The organism is Streptomyces sp. NPDC002092, assembly GCF_053593775.1.
The window spans coordinates 17,291-31,215 of the sequence record NZ_JBSFDG010000028.1; the positions used below are offsets into that span (position 1 = coordinate 17,291).

13 protein-coding genes are annotated in these 13,925 nt (G+C 70.4%); 11 read left to right on the top strand and 2 right to left on the bottom strand.

Features of this window, described 5'->3' with window-relative positions; all coding sequences use genetic code 11:
- Window positions 1-39 precede the first annotated feature (39 nt).
- The 4 genes from ACWCRD_RS40785 to ACWCRD_RS40800 are packed head-to-tail and all read left to right on the top strand — an operon-like array spanning window position 40 to window position 3,637.
- Window positions 40-966: an ATP-binding cassette domain-containing protein gene (locus tag ACWCRD_RS40785; protein WP_450970728.1), complete on the top strand. Its 927-nt coding sequence runs from the start codon at window positions 40-42 to the stop codon at window positions 964-966.
- Complete coding sequence (locus ACWCRD_RS40790) at window positions 963-1,697, top strand: ABC transporter permease (protein WP_450970729.1); 735 nt, start codon at window positions 963-965, stop codon at window positions 1,695-1,697. Before ACWCRD_RS40785 ends, ACWCRD_RS40790 begins: the two co-directional genes overlap by 4 nt.
- A gap of 25 nt (window positions 1,698-1,722) precedes the next feature.
- Window positions 1,723-2,991, top strand: a complete 1,269-nt coding sequence (locus ACWCRD_RS40795; protein ID WP_450970730.1) for a sensor histidine kinase — start codon at window positions 1,723-1,725, stop codon at window positions 2,989-2,991.
- Window positions 2,981-3,637, top strand: coding sequence for a response regulator (locus ACWCRD_RS40800; protein ID WP_450970731.1), 657 nt, complete (start codon window positions 2,981-2,983; stop codon window positions 3,635-3,637). The genes ACWCRD_RS40795 and ACWCRD_RS40800 overlap by 11 nt, the downstream gene beginning before the upstream one ends.
- An 84-nt stretch (window positions 3,638-3,721) precedes the next feature.
- On the opposite strand, the gene glgX is transcribed toward ACWCRD_RS40800, so the two are convergent.
- On the bottom strand, window positions 3,722-5,965 hold the full coding sequence (gene glgX, locus ACWCRD_RS40805; RefSeq protein WP_450970732.1) for a glycogen debranching protein GlgX: 2,244 nt from the start codon (window positions 5,963-5,965) through the stop codon (window positions 3,722-3,724).
- A 153-nt stretch (window positions 5,966-6,118) separates the two neighbouring features.
- Here glgX and ACWCRD_RS40810 point away from each other — a divergent pair, with 153 nt between their 5' ends.
- The 7 genes from ACWCRD_RS40810 (at window position 6,119) to ACWCRD_RS40840 (ending at window position 13,283) form a co-directional block, all read left to right on the top strand.
- The gene (locus ACWCRD_RS40810; RefSeq protein ID WP_450970733.1) at window positions 6,119-7,366 is read left to right on the top strand and encodes a L,D-transpeptidase; all 1,248 of its coding nucleotides are present in this window, start codon (window positions 6,119-6,121) and stop codon (window positions 7,364-7,366) included.
- Window positions 7,367-7,531: 165 nt separating this feature from the next.
- Window positions 7,532-8,776 (top strand): L,D-transpeptidase, encoded by a 1,245-nt coding sequence (locus ACWCRD_RS40815; RefSeq protein ID WP_450970734.1) that lies wholly within the window; start codon window positions 7,532-7,534, stop codon window positions 8,774-8,776.
- Between the two features lie 76 nt (window positions 8,777-8,852).
- Window positions 8,853-9,620, top strand: coding sequence for an enoyl-CoA hydratase/isomerase family protein (locus ACWCRD_RS40820; protein ID WP_450970735.1), 768 nt, complete (start codon window positions 8,853-8,855; stop codon window positions 9,618-9,620).
- A 272-nt stretch (window positions 9,621-9,892) separates the two neighbouring features.
- Window positions 9,893-10,396: an ATP-binding protein gene (locus ACWCRD_RS40825; RefSeq protein ID WP_450970736.1), complete on the top strand. Its 504-nt coding sequence runs from the start codon at window positions 9,893-9,895 to the stop codon at window positions 10,394-10,396.
- A 227-nt stretch (window positions 10,397-10,623) separates the two neighbouring features.
- On the top strand, window positions 10,624-11,412 hold the full coding sequence (locus ACWCRD_RS40830; protein WP_450970737.1) for a polysaccharide deacetylase family protein: 789 nt from the start codon (window positions 10,624-10,626) through the stop codon (window positions 11,410-11,412).
- Window positions 11,412-12,596, top strand: a complete 1,185-nt coding sequence (locus tag ACWCRD_RS40835) for a YncE family protein (RefSeq protein ID WP_450970738.1) — start codon at window positions 11,412-11,414, stop codon at window positions 12,594-12,596. Before ACWCRD_RS40830 ends, ACWCRD_RS40835 begins: the two co-directional genes overlap by 1 nt.
- A gap of 87 nt (window positions 12,597-12,683) precedes the next feature.
- Window positions 12,684-13,283: an ADP-ribosyltransferase gene (locus tag ACWCRD_RS40840; protein ID WP_450970739.1), complete on the top strand. Its 600-nt coding sequence runs from the start codon at window positions 12,684-12,686 to the stop codon at window positions 13,281-13,283.
- Here the strand turns inward: ACWCRD_RS40840 and ACWCRD_RS40845 are convergent.
- Complete coding sequence (locus tag ACWCRD_RS40845) at window positions 13,237-13,905, bottom strand: N-acetyltransferase family protein (RefSeq protein ID WP_450970740.1); 669 nt, start codon at window positions 13,903-13,905, stop codon at window positions 13,237-13,239. The two genes, ACWCRD_RS40840 and ACWCRD_RS40845, sit on opposite strands and share 47 nt — an antisense overlap.
- Window positions 13,906-13,925 lie beyond the last annotated feature (20 nt).

Genomic DNA, 13,925 nt, shown 5'->3' on the forward strand with positions numbered 1-13,925 from the left:
CCGATGTTGCGGCGGGGCGCTTCCCGCGAATCTGATGCCATGTCCGTCATCGAAGTCACCGAACTGCGCAAGTCCTACGCCGGCCGGAGCGTCGTCGACGGCGTCTCCTTCGCCGTCGAGGAGGGCGAGATCTTCGGGATCCTCGGCCCGAACGGCGCCGGCAAGACCACCACCGTCGAGTGCGTCGAGGGACTGCGCGTCCCCGACGCGGGCCGGGTCCGCGTCACCGGCCTCGACCCCGTCGCCGACCACGCACGCGTGGCCCGCGTCCTGGGCGCCCAGCTCCAGCAGAGCGAGCTACAGCCCAAGCTCACCGTCCGCGAGGCGCTGGAGCTGTACGCCTCCTTCTACCCGAGCCCGCTCGACTGGGCGCCGCTCGCCGAGCGCCTCGGCCTGACCGCCAAGCTGACCACGCGGTTCGGCAAGCTCTCCGGCGGCCAGAAGCAGCGCCTGTTCATCGCGCTCGCCCTGATCGGCAACCCTCGGGCGGTCGTCCTGGACGAGTTGACGACCGGCCTGGACCCGCGGGCCCGCCGGGACACCTGGGCGCTGATCGAGGACGTCAGGGCCGGTGGCGTGACAGTCCTCCTCGTCACCCACTTCATGGAGGAGGCCCAGCGCCTGTGCGACCGGATCGCCGTGATCGACAAGGGGCGCGTGGCCGCACTGGACACCCCGGCCGGCCTCATCCGGCGCTCGGCGGGGGCCACCGTCATCAGCTTCACCCCGTCCGCCCCGCTGGACGACCGTGACCTCGCCGCGCTGCCCGCGCTCGCGTCCGTCGAGCACAAGGACGGCCGTATCACCCTCGCCGGCACGGACGAGACGGTCAACGCGGTCATCACCCTCCTCGCCCGCCACCACATCACCGCCCACCAACTGCGTGTCGTGGACGCCACGCTCGACGACGCGTTCCTCGACCTGACCAAGACCGACGACAACGACACCGAGGAGACAGCGGCATGAGCACCGCCGTACTGAAGACCGAGGTCCGCCTCTTCCGCCGGGAGCCCGGCGCCATCTTCTGGATCCTGCTCTTCCCGACCCTGCTGCTGGTGATCCTCGGCTCCATCCCGTCCTTCCGGGACCACCAGGCCGACCTCGGCGGGCTTCGCACCATCGACGTCTACGTCCCGGTGGCCGTGCTGCTCGGCATGATCGTCGGCGGTCTGCAGTCGATGCCGCAGACACTCACCGGCTACCGGGAGCGCGGCATCCTGCGCCGCATGGCCACCACTCCGGTCCGCCCGTCCGCCCTGCTGTCCGCGCAGATGGTGGTGTACGGGGCTGCCGCCCTGGTCTCCGCGCTGCTCGCCCTCGCGGTCGGGCGCCTCGCCTTCGCCGTACGACTGCCGAAACAGCCCCTCGGATATCTCCTCGCCCTGCTGCTGGCCGTCCTGGCAGCCCTTGCTCTCGGATCGGTGGTGGCGGCCCTGTCCCGTACGACGAAGATCGCGGGTGCGATCGGTTCGGCCGTGTTCTTCCCTTCGATGTTCTGCGCGGGCGTGTGGCTGCCGACGCAGGCCATGCCGCATCTGATGGCCCGGATCGTCGGGTACACGCCCTTCGGGGCGGCCGCGCAGGCGCTGAACCGGGCGGCGGCCGGGCACTGGCCGGGCTGGGGGCACCTGGGCGTGCTGGTGGTGTGGATCCTGCTGCTGACGGGCGCCGCAAGTCGCTGGTTCCGCTGGGAGTAGGGGCGGTTCCGTGCAGACTGGGGACATGACCGTGGTGGACACGCAGATCGAGCGGCGCTGGGACCAGTTCCACACCTGGGGGCCGTACGCGCTGCTCGGCATCGGCCTGGTCCCCGCCCTCGCGACCGCCGACCCGCATGCCTCCATGGCCAGGTGGTACACCGCGTGGGCTCTGTTCGGCGCCGCGGTCGTGCTCCAGCTGTGGTGGCACAACACCCGTCCCGGCGGGCCCGACCGCCGCCGTACGCCGTCCCGGACCGGGGCGGCGTACTACGTCGTCCGCTGGGCCCTCGCCTTCGTCCTCACCTGGATCAACCCGTTCTTCGCGTTCTACGCCGCCGCCGGCTACATGGACGCCGACGAGACGATCCCGGGCAGGCGGTGGCAGCGGCTCGGGCTGCTGGCGAGCGCGGTCACCGTGGCCGGCGCGCAGGCCGGCGGGATGCCGTTCGAAAGCGGAGTGCAGTGGGCCGTCTTCGCCGCGCTGCTGGTCGCCAACTCGGGCCTGCAGATGGTGGTCGCCCATCTCACCGAGCAGGAGATGCAGCGGGCCCGCGAACGCACCGCCACCATCGCCGAACTCGAACGCACCAACGCCGCCCTGCAGCAGGCGCTCGACGAGAACGCCGCCCTGCACGCCCAACTCCTCGTCCAGGCGAGGGAAGCGGGGGTCGCCGACGAGCGGCGGCGGCTCGCCGCCGAGATCCACGACACCATCGCCCAGGGACTGACCGGCATCATCGCCCAGCTCCAGGTCGTATCGAACACGTCCGGCCCGGAGCAGGCCCGCGAACACCTGGGCCGCGCCATGGACCTGGCCCGGCACAGCCTCGGCGAGGCCCGCCGCTCCGTGCACAACCTGGCGCCGGTGGAGCTGGCGGACGCCGGACTGCCCGAGGCGCTGAAGAAGACGGTCGCCGCATGGGGCGAACGGACGGGCGTACGCGCCGAGTTCACGGTCACCGGCACCGCGGAACAGCTGCACGAGGAGGTCTCGGCCACCCTGCTGCGCATCGCCCAGGAGGCCCTGTCCAACGCGGCCCGCCACGCCCGTGCCTCCCGCCTCGGCGTCACCCTCTCCTTCCTGGGCGACGAGGTGATCCTCGACATCCGCGACGACGGCCGCGGCTTCGACCCCCTCGCGCTCCCCGCCCGCACCGGCTCCGGCGGCTTCGGCCTCGACGGCATGCGCGCCCGCGCCGAACGCATCGCGGGCTCGCTGACCGTCGAGACGGAACCGGGCCACGGCACGGCACTGTCGGCTCGCGTACCGTTGGTCCGCCATGACAGCTGACCCGACCGGCACCCCGCGGATCTCCCTGCTGATCGTCGACGACCATCCCGTCGTACGCGACGGTCTGCGCGGCATGTTCGACTCGGCCCCGGGATTCACCGTCCTCGGCGAGGCGTCGAACGGCGTCGAGGCGCTGGAACGGGCCGCGGCCCTCGACCCGGACGTGATCCTCATGGACCTGCGGATGCCGGGCGGCGGAGGGGTGGACGCGATCGCGGAGCTGACCCGGCGCGGCGCCCGGGCCAAGGTCCTCGTCCTGACGACGTACGACACCGACTCGGACACCCTGCCCGCGATCGAGGCGGGCGCGACCGGCTATCTGCTCAAGGACGCCCCGCGCGACGAGCTCTTCACCGCCGTCCGCGCGGCGGCGGAGGGCCGCACGGTGCTGTCCCCCGCCGTCGCCTCCCGCCTGGTCTCCGCGGTCCGCACCCCCAGGCCGCCCGGGAACGAGCCGCTCTCCGCCCGTGAGCGCGAGGTCCTCGCCCTGGTCGCCAAGGGCACGTCCAACCGCGAGATCGCCCGCGAACTGTTCATCAGCGAGGCCACCGTGAAGACCCATCTCACCCATCTGTACGGCAAGTTGGGCGTCAACGACCGCGCGGCGGCGGTGGCGACGGCGTACGAACGGGGGATTCTCGGTTAGCCCGTCCGTTGCGGACAGGGGAGCAGACCGGAGGCGGTCCTCTCCCAGGACGCCTTGAGTTCCGCGAGCAACTCGGACGACCGCTCAGCCGACCCGCAGCAACAGCACCGCCCGCGCCGGCACCGTGATCGCCGTCCCCGCCCGGTGCACCACCCCGGGCGCCTCCCCCTGCGCCTCCCGCGACGTGTCGACGACCACCTCGTACTGCTCGGCCCACGGCGGCCCCGGCAGCACGAAGCTCACCGGGCGGTCCCCGGCGTGCAGGACGGCCAGGAAGCTGTCGTCGAGGATCGGGTCGCCACGCTCGTCACGGCCGGGTATGTCCCGCCCGGACAGATACATGCCGAGCGTGGCGGCCGGCGCGTACCAGTCCCGTTCCGTCATCTCCGTGCCGCGCGCGGTGAACCAGGCCAGGTCGCGCAGACCGTCTGCGGAGTGCGCCCGCCCCGAGAAGAAGGCCCTGCGGCGCAGCACGGGATGCCGGTGCCGCAGCTCGATGAGCCGGGCCGTGAGGTCGAACAGGGCCTTCCAGCCCGGCTCCTCAAGCAGCCCCCAGTCCAGCCAGCTGATCTCGTTGTCCTGGCAGTAGGCGTTGTTGTTGCCGCGCTGGGTGCGTCCGAGTTCGTCGCCGGCCACCAGCATCGGCACGCCCGTCGACAGCAGCAGGGTCGTCAGCAGGTTGCGCAGCTGCCGCCGCCGCAGGCCCCGTACCCGCTCGTCGGCCGTCTCCCCCTCCGCCCCGCAGTTCCACGACCGGTTGTCGTTCGAACCGTCCCGGTTGCCCTCGCCGTTGGCCTCGTTGTGCTTGCGCTCGTACGACACCAGGTCGCGCAGGGTGAAACCGTCGTGCGCGGTGATGAAGTTGACCGACGCGTACGGCCGGCGGCCGCCCCAGGCATACAGGTCGCTCGACCCCGACAGCCGGTACCCGAGATCCCGTACGTCCGGCAGCGCGCCCCGCCAGAAGTCCCGTACGGCATTGCGGTACCGGTCGTTCCACTCCGTCCACAGCGGCGGGAAGGCCCCCACCTGATAGCCGCCGGACCCGACGTCCCACGGCTCGGCGATCAGCTTCACCCGCCGCAGCACCGGGTCCTGCGCGATGACCGCGAGGAACGGCGACAGCATGTCCACGTCGTGCATGGACCGGGCGAGGGCCGCGGCCAGGTCGAAGCGGAAGCCGTCGACTCCCATCTCCGTCACCCAGTAGCGGAGAGAATCCGTGATCAGGCGCAGCACATGGGGCTGGACCACATGGAGCGTGTTGCCGCAGCCCGTGTAGTCGGAGTAGCGCCGGGCGTCCGACTGGAGCCGGTAGTACCCCCGGTTGTCGATCCCCTTCAACGACAGTGTCGGGCCGAGCTCGCCCGCCTCCGCCGTGTGGTTGTAGACCACGTCGAGGATGACCTCGATGCCGGCCGCGTGCAGGGCGCGCACCATCCGCTTGAACTCGCCGACCTGCTGGCCCGTCGTACCGGATGCGGCGTACGCGGCGTGCGGCGCGAAGTAGCCGATGGAGTTGTAGCCCCAGTAGTTCTTCAGACCGCGGCGCAGCAGATGGTCCTCGTGTGCGAACTGGTGGACGGGCAGCAGCTCCACGGCCGTCACGCCCAGCTTGACGAGGTGCTCGACCGCGGCCGGGTGCGCCAACCCCGCGTAGGTGCCGCGCAGTTCCTCCGGAATCCCCGGATGCAGCCTGGTGAACCCCCGGACATGCAGCTCGTAGATGACCGAGTCCGCCCAGGGGGTCTTCGGGCGGCGGTCGTCGGCCCAGTCGTCGTCATCGTGGACCACGACACCCTTCGGGACGTACGGCGCCGAGTCCCGGTCGTCGCGCACGGTGTCCGCGACCTGCTGCTGCGGCCAGTCGCGTACATGCCCGTACACCTCCGGCGGCAGGCTGAAGTCGCCGTCCACCGCGCGCGCGTAAGGGTCGAGGAGCAGCTTCGCCGGGTTCCAGCGGCCGCCGGTCCACGGGTCCCAGCGGCCGTGCACCCGGTAGCCGTAGCGCTGTCCGGGCATCACACCCGGCACGAAGCCGTGCCAGATCTCGTGTGTCAGTTCGGTCAGCCGGGCGCGGGTCTCCTTGCCGGCCTCGTCGAACAGGCACAGCTCCACCGCCTCCGCCCCGCCCGCCCACAGCGCGAAGTTGGTGCCCGCCACCCCGTCCGGGCCGACCCGGAACCTGGATCCCAGCGGCATCGGCGCACCCGGCCGCACGGGCACGCCCGGCACCTTGCGGGACGCGCCGTTGACCACGCCGGCCGGGCGTTCACCCTCTTCGGCGCGCCCCTCGGCCACCGCCTCCTGCTCGGCTGCGCTGGACACCAGTCCGCCTCCCACGGCTCACGGAACGACCCCCCAGAAGAGCACACGGCGTCCCAGCCGCGGCTCCCCGTCGCGTCGTCCTCCCCACTGTTCTGCCCAGAGCTTGGCTCGCACTCACGTTTCCCCAGGGCGGGGCCGGTCGTTGGGAAGCTCGTGAGGCATGGACAAGGGCGCGCACGGCGCGCGGGGGCCGCGCTGGCCGCCGTACTGACATGGGCAGGACTGCTGGCCGGAGCCGCCGGTTGTACCGCGGACCCGGCGGAACGCAGCGACATCGGTGAGGCTTTCGGCAAGGCTCCGGCACCCGAGGACGTCATCCGGATCTCCCCGGACGACAACAGCAAGGGCGTCCGTCCCGGCCGCAGGCTCCGGGTGGGGGTGGACAGCGGCCGCCTGGAGTCGGTGAAGGTCGTCAAGTCGCAGGACGCGCAGGACTCCGAGGTGCCCGGCCGCATCTCCGAGGACGGCCTGCGCTGGGAGCCCGACGAGAGCCGGCTCGCGCTGGCCGCCAAGTACACCGTCGACGCGGTGGCCCTGGACGGCCACGGCCGCAGGTCCGCACGGCACGCGACCTTCACCACCTTCGTCCCCGACGAGCGGTTCATCGGCTACGTCACCCCGGAGAACCGCTCCACGGTCGGCACAGGAATGATCGTCTCCCTGGAGTTCAACCGGGAGATCGAGCACCGCGCGGCCGTCGAGCGGGCCATTCAGGTCACGGCCAGGCCGCCGGTCGAGATCCGCCCGCACTGGTTCGGCAAGGACCGCCTCGACTTCCGCCCCCAGCGGTACTGGAAACCCGGCACCCAGGTCACCGTCTCCCTCCGCCTGCGCGACGTCGAGGGCGCGCCCGGCGTCTACGGGCTGCAGTACAAGACGTTCTCCTTCACCGTCGGCCGCAGCCAGATCTCCGTGGTCGACGCGGCCGCGCACACCATGCAGGTACGGCGGGACGGGGCGCTGCTCGCCACCGTCCCGATCACGGCCGGGGCGCCCAAGCACACCACCTACAACGGCAAGATGGTGGTGATGGAGATGCTCGAGCTGACCCGTATGAACGGTGCCACGGTCGGCTTCAAGAAGCAGAACGGCAAGGGCGAGTACGACATCCCGGACGTCCCGCACGCCCTGCGCCTCACCGACTCCGGCACCTTCCTGCACGGCAACTACTGGGCCCCGAACGCCCCCGGCCACGTCAACGTCAGCCACGGCTGCGTCGGGCTCATGGACGTCAAGGGCGGCAGCTCCGACACCCCGGCCGGCTGGTTCTTCGACCGCAGCCTCGTCGGGGACGTCGTCCAGGTCGTCCACAGCAATGACAAAAAGGTCGCTCCCGACAACGGCCTCGGAGGGTGGAACATGGGCTGGAAGGCATGGAAGGCGGGCAGTGCGGTCAAATAACTCGAAGGGGGACGGGGCTTGAGCCGGGTGCATGGTCAAAGTTGCGACGGAACGGTGACATTCAGCTGACACGATCCCCAAAACCTTGCAGTTAATATGCGCCAATGCGCGCGGCGGGACGCGCCGGGGTGCGGGCCCGACCAGGGCCGGCGAGGGGAGAACAACTTGAACGTGCGGCCGATATCGGGGGCGTCGGTTGACGCGCGCAGGCGTGGGGGCAAGGGGCGGCTGGCACTCCTGTCCGGGGTGCTGCTGCTGGCCGTCACCGCGTGCGGAGGGGGCGGCTCCGGTTCCGGGGCCGGTTCCGGCGACGGCAAGGGCAAGGACGGGGACGCGGCGCAGACCAAGCAGTCGGTGGCCGTGGTCACCATCGCCCCCAAGGACGGCGCGAAGTCCGTCGAGACCAGCGGCGTCCTCAAGGTCAGCGCAAGCAAGGGCAAGCTGACCGCGGTCGAGGTCAAGGACGGCAAGGGCGAGCAGATATCCGGGAAGATCACCGCCGACGGCTCCGGCTGGACGCCGTCCACCCATCTGGCCGCGTCCACCAAGTACACGGTGCACGCGGTCGCGAAGGACTCCGAGGGGCGTGAGGCGGCCGAGGACTCCAGCTTCACCACGCTCACCCCGCAGAACACCTTCATCGGCACCTTCACCCCCGAGGACGGCTCCACCGTCGGCGTCGGGATGCCGTTCTCCGTCCGCTTCACCCGGGGCATCACGCACCCCGAGGACGTCGAGAAGGCCATCACCGTCAGGACCGAACCGGCCGTCGACGTCGAGGGCCACTGGTTCGGCAACGACCGTCTCGACTTCCGCCCGGAGCACTACTGGAAGTCCGGTACGAAGGTCACGGTGAGCCTGAACCTCGACGGCGTCGAGGGCCGGCCCGGCGTCTACGGCAAGCAGGACAAGACGGTGAAGTTCACCATCGGCCGCAACCAGGTCTCCATCGTCGATGCCAAGACCCACCAGATGAAGGTCACCCAGGACGGCAAGGTCATCAAGACCATCCCGGTCACCACCGGCAAGCCGGGCTACGACACCTGGAACGGCCAGATGGTGATCAGCGAGAAGCTCCGGGTGACCCGCATGAACAGCGAGACGGTCAACCTCGGCAAGGAGTACGACATCAAGGACGTGCCGGACGCGATGCGGCTGACCGACTCCGGCACCTTCCTGCACGGCAACTACTGGTCCGGCGACGCCTTCGGCAACTACAACGCCAGCCACGGCTGCATCGGCCTGCGGGACATGCGGGGCGGTGACGACCGCGGGCTGCCGGCCGGCTGGATGTTCGACCACTCCATCCTCGGTGACGTGGTGATCGTCAAGCACGCCCATGACGACACCGTCTCCCCGGACAATGGGCTCAACGGCTGGAACATGTCGTGGGAGCAGTGGAAGTCGTAAGTGTGTGTTGATGTACGGCCCCGGTGTGAGGCACTGCACCGGGGCCGTTGTCGTTAGCGCACGTTAACCTGCCCTCATGACCGTGAATCTCGAAGTCGCCGAAGGCGTCGGCACGATCCGCCTCGACCGCCCGCCCATGAACGCGCTGGACGTCGCCACCCAGGACCGGCTCAAGGAGCTGGCCGAGGAGGCGACCCGGCGTGACGACGTACGGGCCGTGATCGTGTACGGCGGGGAGAAGGTGTTCGCGGCGGGCGCGGACATCAAGGAGATGCAGAACATGGACCACACGGCGATGGTCCTGCGCGCCCGCGCCCTCCAGGACTCGTTCACCGCGGTGGCCCGCATCCCCAAGCCGGTGGTGGCGGCGATCACGGGCTACGCGCTCGGCGGCGGCTGCGAGTTGGCGCTCTGCGCGGACTACCGGATCGCGGCCGAGAACGCCAAGCTCGGCCAGCCGGAGATCCTGCTGGGCCTGATCCCGGGCGCCGGCGGCACCCAGCGGCTGTCCCGGCTGGTCGGCCCGTCGAAGGCGAAGGACCTGATCTTCACCGGCCGGATGGTCAAGGCGGACGAGGCGCTGACGCTGGGTCTGGTGGACCGGGTGGTGCCGGCCGAGGAGGTCTACACGGCCGCGCACGCGTGGGCGGCGAAGCTGGCGCAGGGTCCGGCGATCGCGCTGCGGGCCGCGAAGGAGTCCATCGACACCGGTCTGGAGACGGACATCGAGACGGGCCTCGCCGTCGAACGGAACTGGTTCGCGGGCCTGTTCGCGACGGAGGACCGTGAGCGCGGGATGCGCAGCTTCGTGGAGGAGGGGCCGGGCAAGGCGAAATTCCTCTGAGTCCCTCTGAACCACTTGCAATTGACGCGCTGTCTGATCCGGGTCCCTCGATGGGGCGGTTTATGGGAGCCTTAAGGCAACCTTAAGTCTGCCTTGTCGAGGGAGACCGTCCATTGCCGCCGAGAGAGCCTTCAGCGCAGGTCGGGCGGGTCGCGGACGCCTCTGAACTGCCCGTGGCATATGTCAACCGGCCAATTCGGAACGACGTATTCCGGGGGGCGTATTCCTCAGGAACGGCCCCGGAGGGCGCTCTGGGCGGCCATGATGGGGGCATGGCGGGGCTGGAGGGCATCGAACAGCCGCGGGGACACGGCCGTGCGACGGCGGCGCGCTGGTCGCCCGCGGTGGAGGACGAACGGGCGCTCAAGGCGCTCGAGTTGTTCGGCAACCCGACCGAGGCGGAGGTCCAGCTGCCGTCCCGCCCGGAGTCCGCCGCCACCGCCCGCCGCCTCACCCAGGTCGTGGTCCTGCGCCAGTGGGCCCTGACTCCCAAGATGACGGAGGACGCCGTCCTGCTCGTCTCCGAACTGGTCGGCAACGCGGTCCGCCACACCGGCGCCCGGATCTTCGGCCTTCGGATGCGCCGCCGACGGGGCTGGATCCGCATCGAGGTCCGCGACCCCTCCCGGGGCCTGCCCTGTCTGATGCCGGTGCAGGAGACGGACATCAGCGGCCGGGGCCTGTTCCTGGTCGACAAGCTCTCCGACCGCTGGGGAGTCGACCTCCTGCCACGCGGCAAGACGACCTGGTTCGAGATGAGGGTCGCCGACCGCTGAGGGTTGCCTCCGGCGGTGGGTCGTGTCCGGTGCGGGCCGATGGGGGTCGCCGTCCGTGGGGGCTGCGCCCCCAGACTCCCTCTTTCGGCCTGGCGGCCTCGTCCTCAAACGCCGGACGGGCTGGATGGGCCTGAGGTGGGCTGAATTTGTACTGGCCGCGACCCGAAGAATGTCCCCCGATCGGTTCAATCGGCCCTTTTCTTACCCTTCCCCTCTTAAATGGTGCGGTGACCTCGACCGACCGCCGGACGGCGCTCCGCACGGGTGCCGGCCTCCTTGCCGCAGGCGCCCTCACCGCAGGGTGCGCCCCGAACGGCGCCGGCGCGCACCCCACTTCATCGGCGCACCCGTCGTCCACCCCGTCCACCCCGTCCCCCACGCCATCCGCCGCCCCCGCCCCCCGCCGCCTCCCCGGCCAACCCGCCCAGCTCACCCACGGCCCCCGCACCCACCCCCGGGTCGCCCTCACCTTCCACGGCCAGGGGGACCCCGCCATCGCCCACTCCCTCCTCACGGAGGCCGAGAAGCGCGGTGCCCGCCTCACCGTCCTGGCCGTGGGCAGCTGGCTCGACCAGCACCCGGACATGGCCCGCCGCATCCTCGACGGCGGCCACGACCTCGGCAACCACACCCAGCGCCATCTGGCCGTCAACACCATGTCCGAGGCCGACGCCCGCAGCGAGATCACCGCCTGCGCCGACCGCCTGGAGCACCTCACCGGCTCCATCGGCACCTGGTTCCGCCCCTCCCGCGCGCCCCTCGCGTCCCCGCTGGTCCTGCGTCTGGCCCGCAGCGCCGGCTATCCGCACGTCCTCTCGTACGACGTCGACTCCCTCGACTACACCCGGCCCGGCGCCCATGCCGTCCAGCGCAAGGTCCTCGACGAGGTCCGGGGCGGCTCCGTGGTGAGCATGCATTTCGGGTACCCGGACACGGTCGCTGCCCTCCCCGTCGTACTGGAAGAACTCGCCCGCCGCGGCCTGGCCGCGGTGACCACCACGGAGTTGTTCAGCTGATGAACCCCACCCGGCTCACCCGCGCCCTCATCGCGACCGCCGCCCTCGCCTCGCTCACCACCCTCGCCGCCTGCACCGGCGCCCCCCACCACGAGGACGAGGCCCTCGGCAAGAAGGCCGCCGTCGCCCCGCCGAACAAGAAGGCCGCCGTACAGGGCCTGGCTGGGATGCCGCCCGTCCTCGACCCGCACGACGTGTACGCGGCCGACCGCCCGAACCGGCTCTCCCCGGTGGTGAAGGACTTCCCGTCCCGCGTCTACGTCCCCAACACCAACTCCAACACCGTCTCCGTCATCGACCCGAAGACGTACAAGGTCATCGAGACGATCCCGGTCGGCACCCAGCCCCAGCACGTCGTGCCCTCCTGGGACATGAAGACGCTGTGGGTCAACAACGACCGGGGCAACACCCTCACCCCCATCGACCCGAGGACGGGGAAGGCGGGCAAGGCCGTCGACGTGCACGACCCCTACAACCTCTACTTCACGCCGAACGGCAAGTACGCGATCGTCATGGCCTCCCTCGACCGCGAACTCGTCTTCCGTGACGCGCACACCATGAAGCGCGAGAAGACCGTGCCGGTGAGCTGCTACGGCGTCAACCACGCCGACTTCTCCCTCGACGGCCGCTACTTCATCGTCTCCTGCGAGTTCAGCGGCGAACTGCTCAAGGTCGACACGGCGAAGATGAAGGTGATCGGGCAGGAGAAACTGCCCTTCCAGGGCGCGATGCCGCAGGACGTCAAGATCTCTCCGGACGGCAGGAAGTTCTACATCGCCGACATGATGGCCGACGGTGTGTGGATCCTGGACGGCGACAAGTTCACCAAGCCCACCCTGCTGCCCACCGGCAAGGGTGCCCACGGCCTCTACGTCAGCCGTGACTCGCGCGAGATGTACATCTCCAACCGCGGCGAAGGCACCATCTCCATCTTCGACTTCACACAGAACAGGCTCACCAAGAAGTGGCACCTGCCGGACGGCGGCAGCCCCGACATGGGCGGCGTCTCGGCGGACGGCAAGGTCCTGTGGCTGTCGGGACGCTACAACTCCGAGGTGTACGCCATCGACACCCGCAGCGGCGCACAACTGGCCCGCATCAAGGTCGGCAGCGGCCCGCACGGCCTCGCGGTGTACCCGCAACCGGGCCGCTACTCGCTCGGCCACACGGGCATCTTCCGCTGAGACACGGCGAGTTGGAGAACCGGGGACACGCCGCCGAACGGGTGACCTCGCGCATTCCGCCGCCGCGGACCGGGGATCGTCCACCCCATGATCACACCTCGCCTGCGGCGGCGGGCCGCTGCCGTCGTCCTGTCCCTCGCGGCCCTCTTCGCGACGACGGCCGCGACCGTCACCACCGTCACCCCCGCGAAGGCCGCCGCCCCTGCCTGTCCCCAGTTCGACGACCCGGTCAAGGCGGCCGTCGACCGCCGTGTCGACGTCGACCGCATCACGCCCCGACCGGTCTGGCGCAAGACCTGCGGCACGCTCTACCGCAGCGACAGCCGCGCCCCCGCGACCGTCTTCGAGCAGGGCTTCCACCCCAAGGACGTCATCAACGGGCAGTACGACATCGAGCAGTACGTCCTGGTCAACCAGCCCTCCCCGTACGTGTCGACGACGTACGACCACGACCTCTACAAGACCTGGTACAAGTCCGGCTACAACTACTACATCGACGCTCCCGGCGGCGTCGACGTCAACAAGACCATCGGCGACACCCACAAATGGGCCGACCAGGTCGAGGTGGCCTTTCCCGGTGGCATCGCGCGGCAGTACATCATCGGCGTCTGCCCGGTGGACAAGAAGACCAAGACCGAGATCATGAACGACTGTCAGGGCAATCCGTACTACGAGCCGTGGCACTGAGCAGCAGGGCTTCCGAGCCCACTGGACGGTAGCCCGCAGCCTGGAACGCCCGCATGCTGCGGGCGTTCCCCGGGGAGACCTGGGCCCACAGCGGCTCCGTCGCGAGATGGCGGGCCGCCGTCACCAGAGCCCGCCCCAGCCCCCGGTGCCGTACCCCTTCGTCGACCTCGACGGAGACCTCAAGTCGCCCGGCGATCCCGCGCCCCAGCATCAGCACACCGCCGTCTGTCTCCCAGGCACGCACGTCGTCGCGCCGCCGACGGGCGTAAACGATTCGTGGGTGATCGCCCTCCTCGACCTCGCTCAGCGCGAGCGGCGGCCGGCCCGGCAGCGGGGAGCCGACCAGCATCGCGTCGATGGTCTCCGACGTACGGCCCGTCCGCTCGATGAAGGCCGCCAGGAACAGCGGGTTCATCGTCGCCGCGAGCGCGTCGCAGGGCACGGCGGCCAAAGTGTCGTACACCCACCGCGGGTCCTCGCCCGTGAAGACGACTGAGTGGGCGGTGAAGGAGAGCACGCCCGCGTCCCGGTCACACGCCTGCGGGACCACCGTCGTACGGCCGTCCGCGGGCGGGAAGACACCGCGCGCGGCCGCGTCGAGAATGTCCCGCAGAGTCTCCATCACCGCGCTCCTTGAGTCTC

Bases quoted from the DNA above. Each gene is read 5' to 3' on its own strand.
- ACWCRD_RS40785 (WP_450970728.1), top strand. From the start codon at position 40: ATGTCCGTCATCGAAGTCACCGAACTGCGCAAGTCCTACGCCGGCCGG.
- ACWCRD_RS40790 (WP_450970729.1), top strand. From the start codon at position 963: ATGAGCACCGCCGTACTGAAGACCGAGGTCCGCCTCTTCCGCCGGGAG.
- ACWCRD_RS40795 (WP_450970730.1), top strand. From the start codon at position 1,723: ATGACCGTGGTGGACACGCAGATCGAGCGGCGCTGGGACCAGTTCCAC.
- ACWCRD_RS40800 (WP_450970731.1), top strand. From the start codon at position 2,981: ATGACAGCTGACCCGACCGGCACCCCGCGGATCTCCCTGCTGATCGTC.
- ACWCRD_RS40820 (WP_450970735.1), top strand. From the start codon at position 8,853: ATGACCGTGAATCTCGAAGTCGCCGAAGGCGTCGGCACGATCCGCCTC.
- ACWCRD_RS40825 (WP_450970736.1), top strand. From the start codon at position 9,893: ATGGCGGGGCTGGAGGGCATCGAACAGCCGCGGGGACACGGCCGTGCG.
- ACWCRD_RS40835 (WP_450970738.1), top strand. From the start codon at position 11,412: ATGAACCCCACCCGGCTCACCCGCGCCCTCATCGCGACCGCCGCCCTC.
- ACWCRD_RS40840 (WP_450970739.1), top strand. From the start codon at position 12,684: ATGATCACACCTCGCCTGCGGCGGCGGGCCGCTGCCGTCGTCCTGTCC.
- ACWCRD_RS40845 (WP_450970740.1), bottom strand. From the start codon at position 13,905: ATGGAGACTCTGCGGGACATTCTCGACGCGGCCGCGCGCGGTGTCTTC.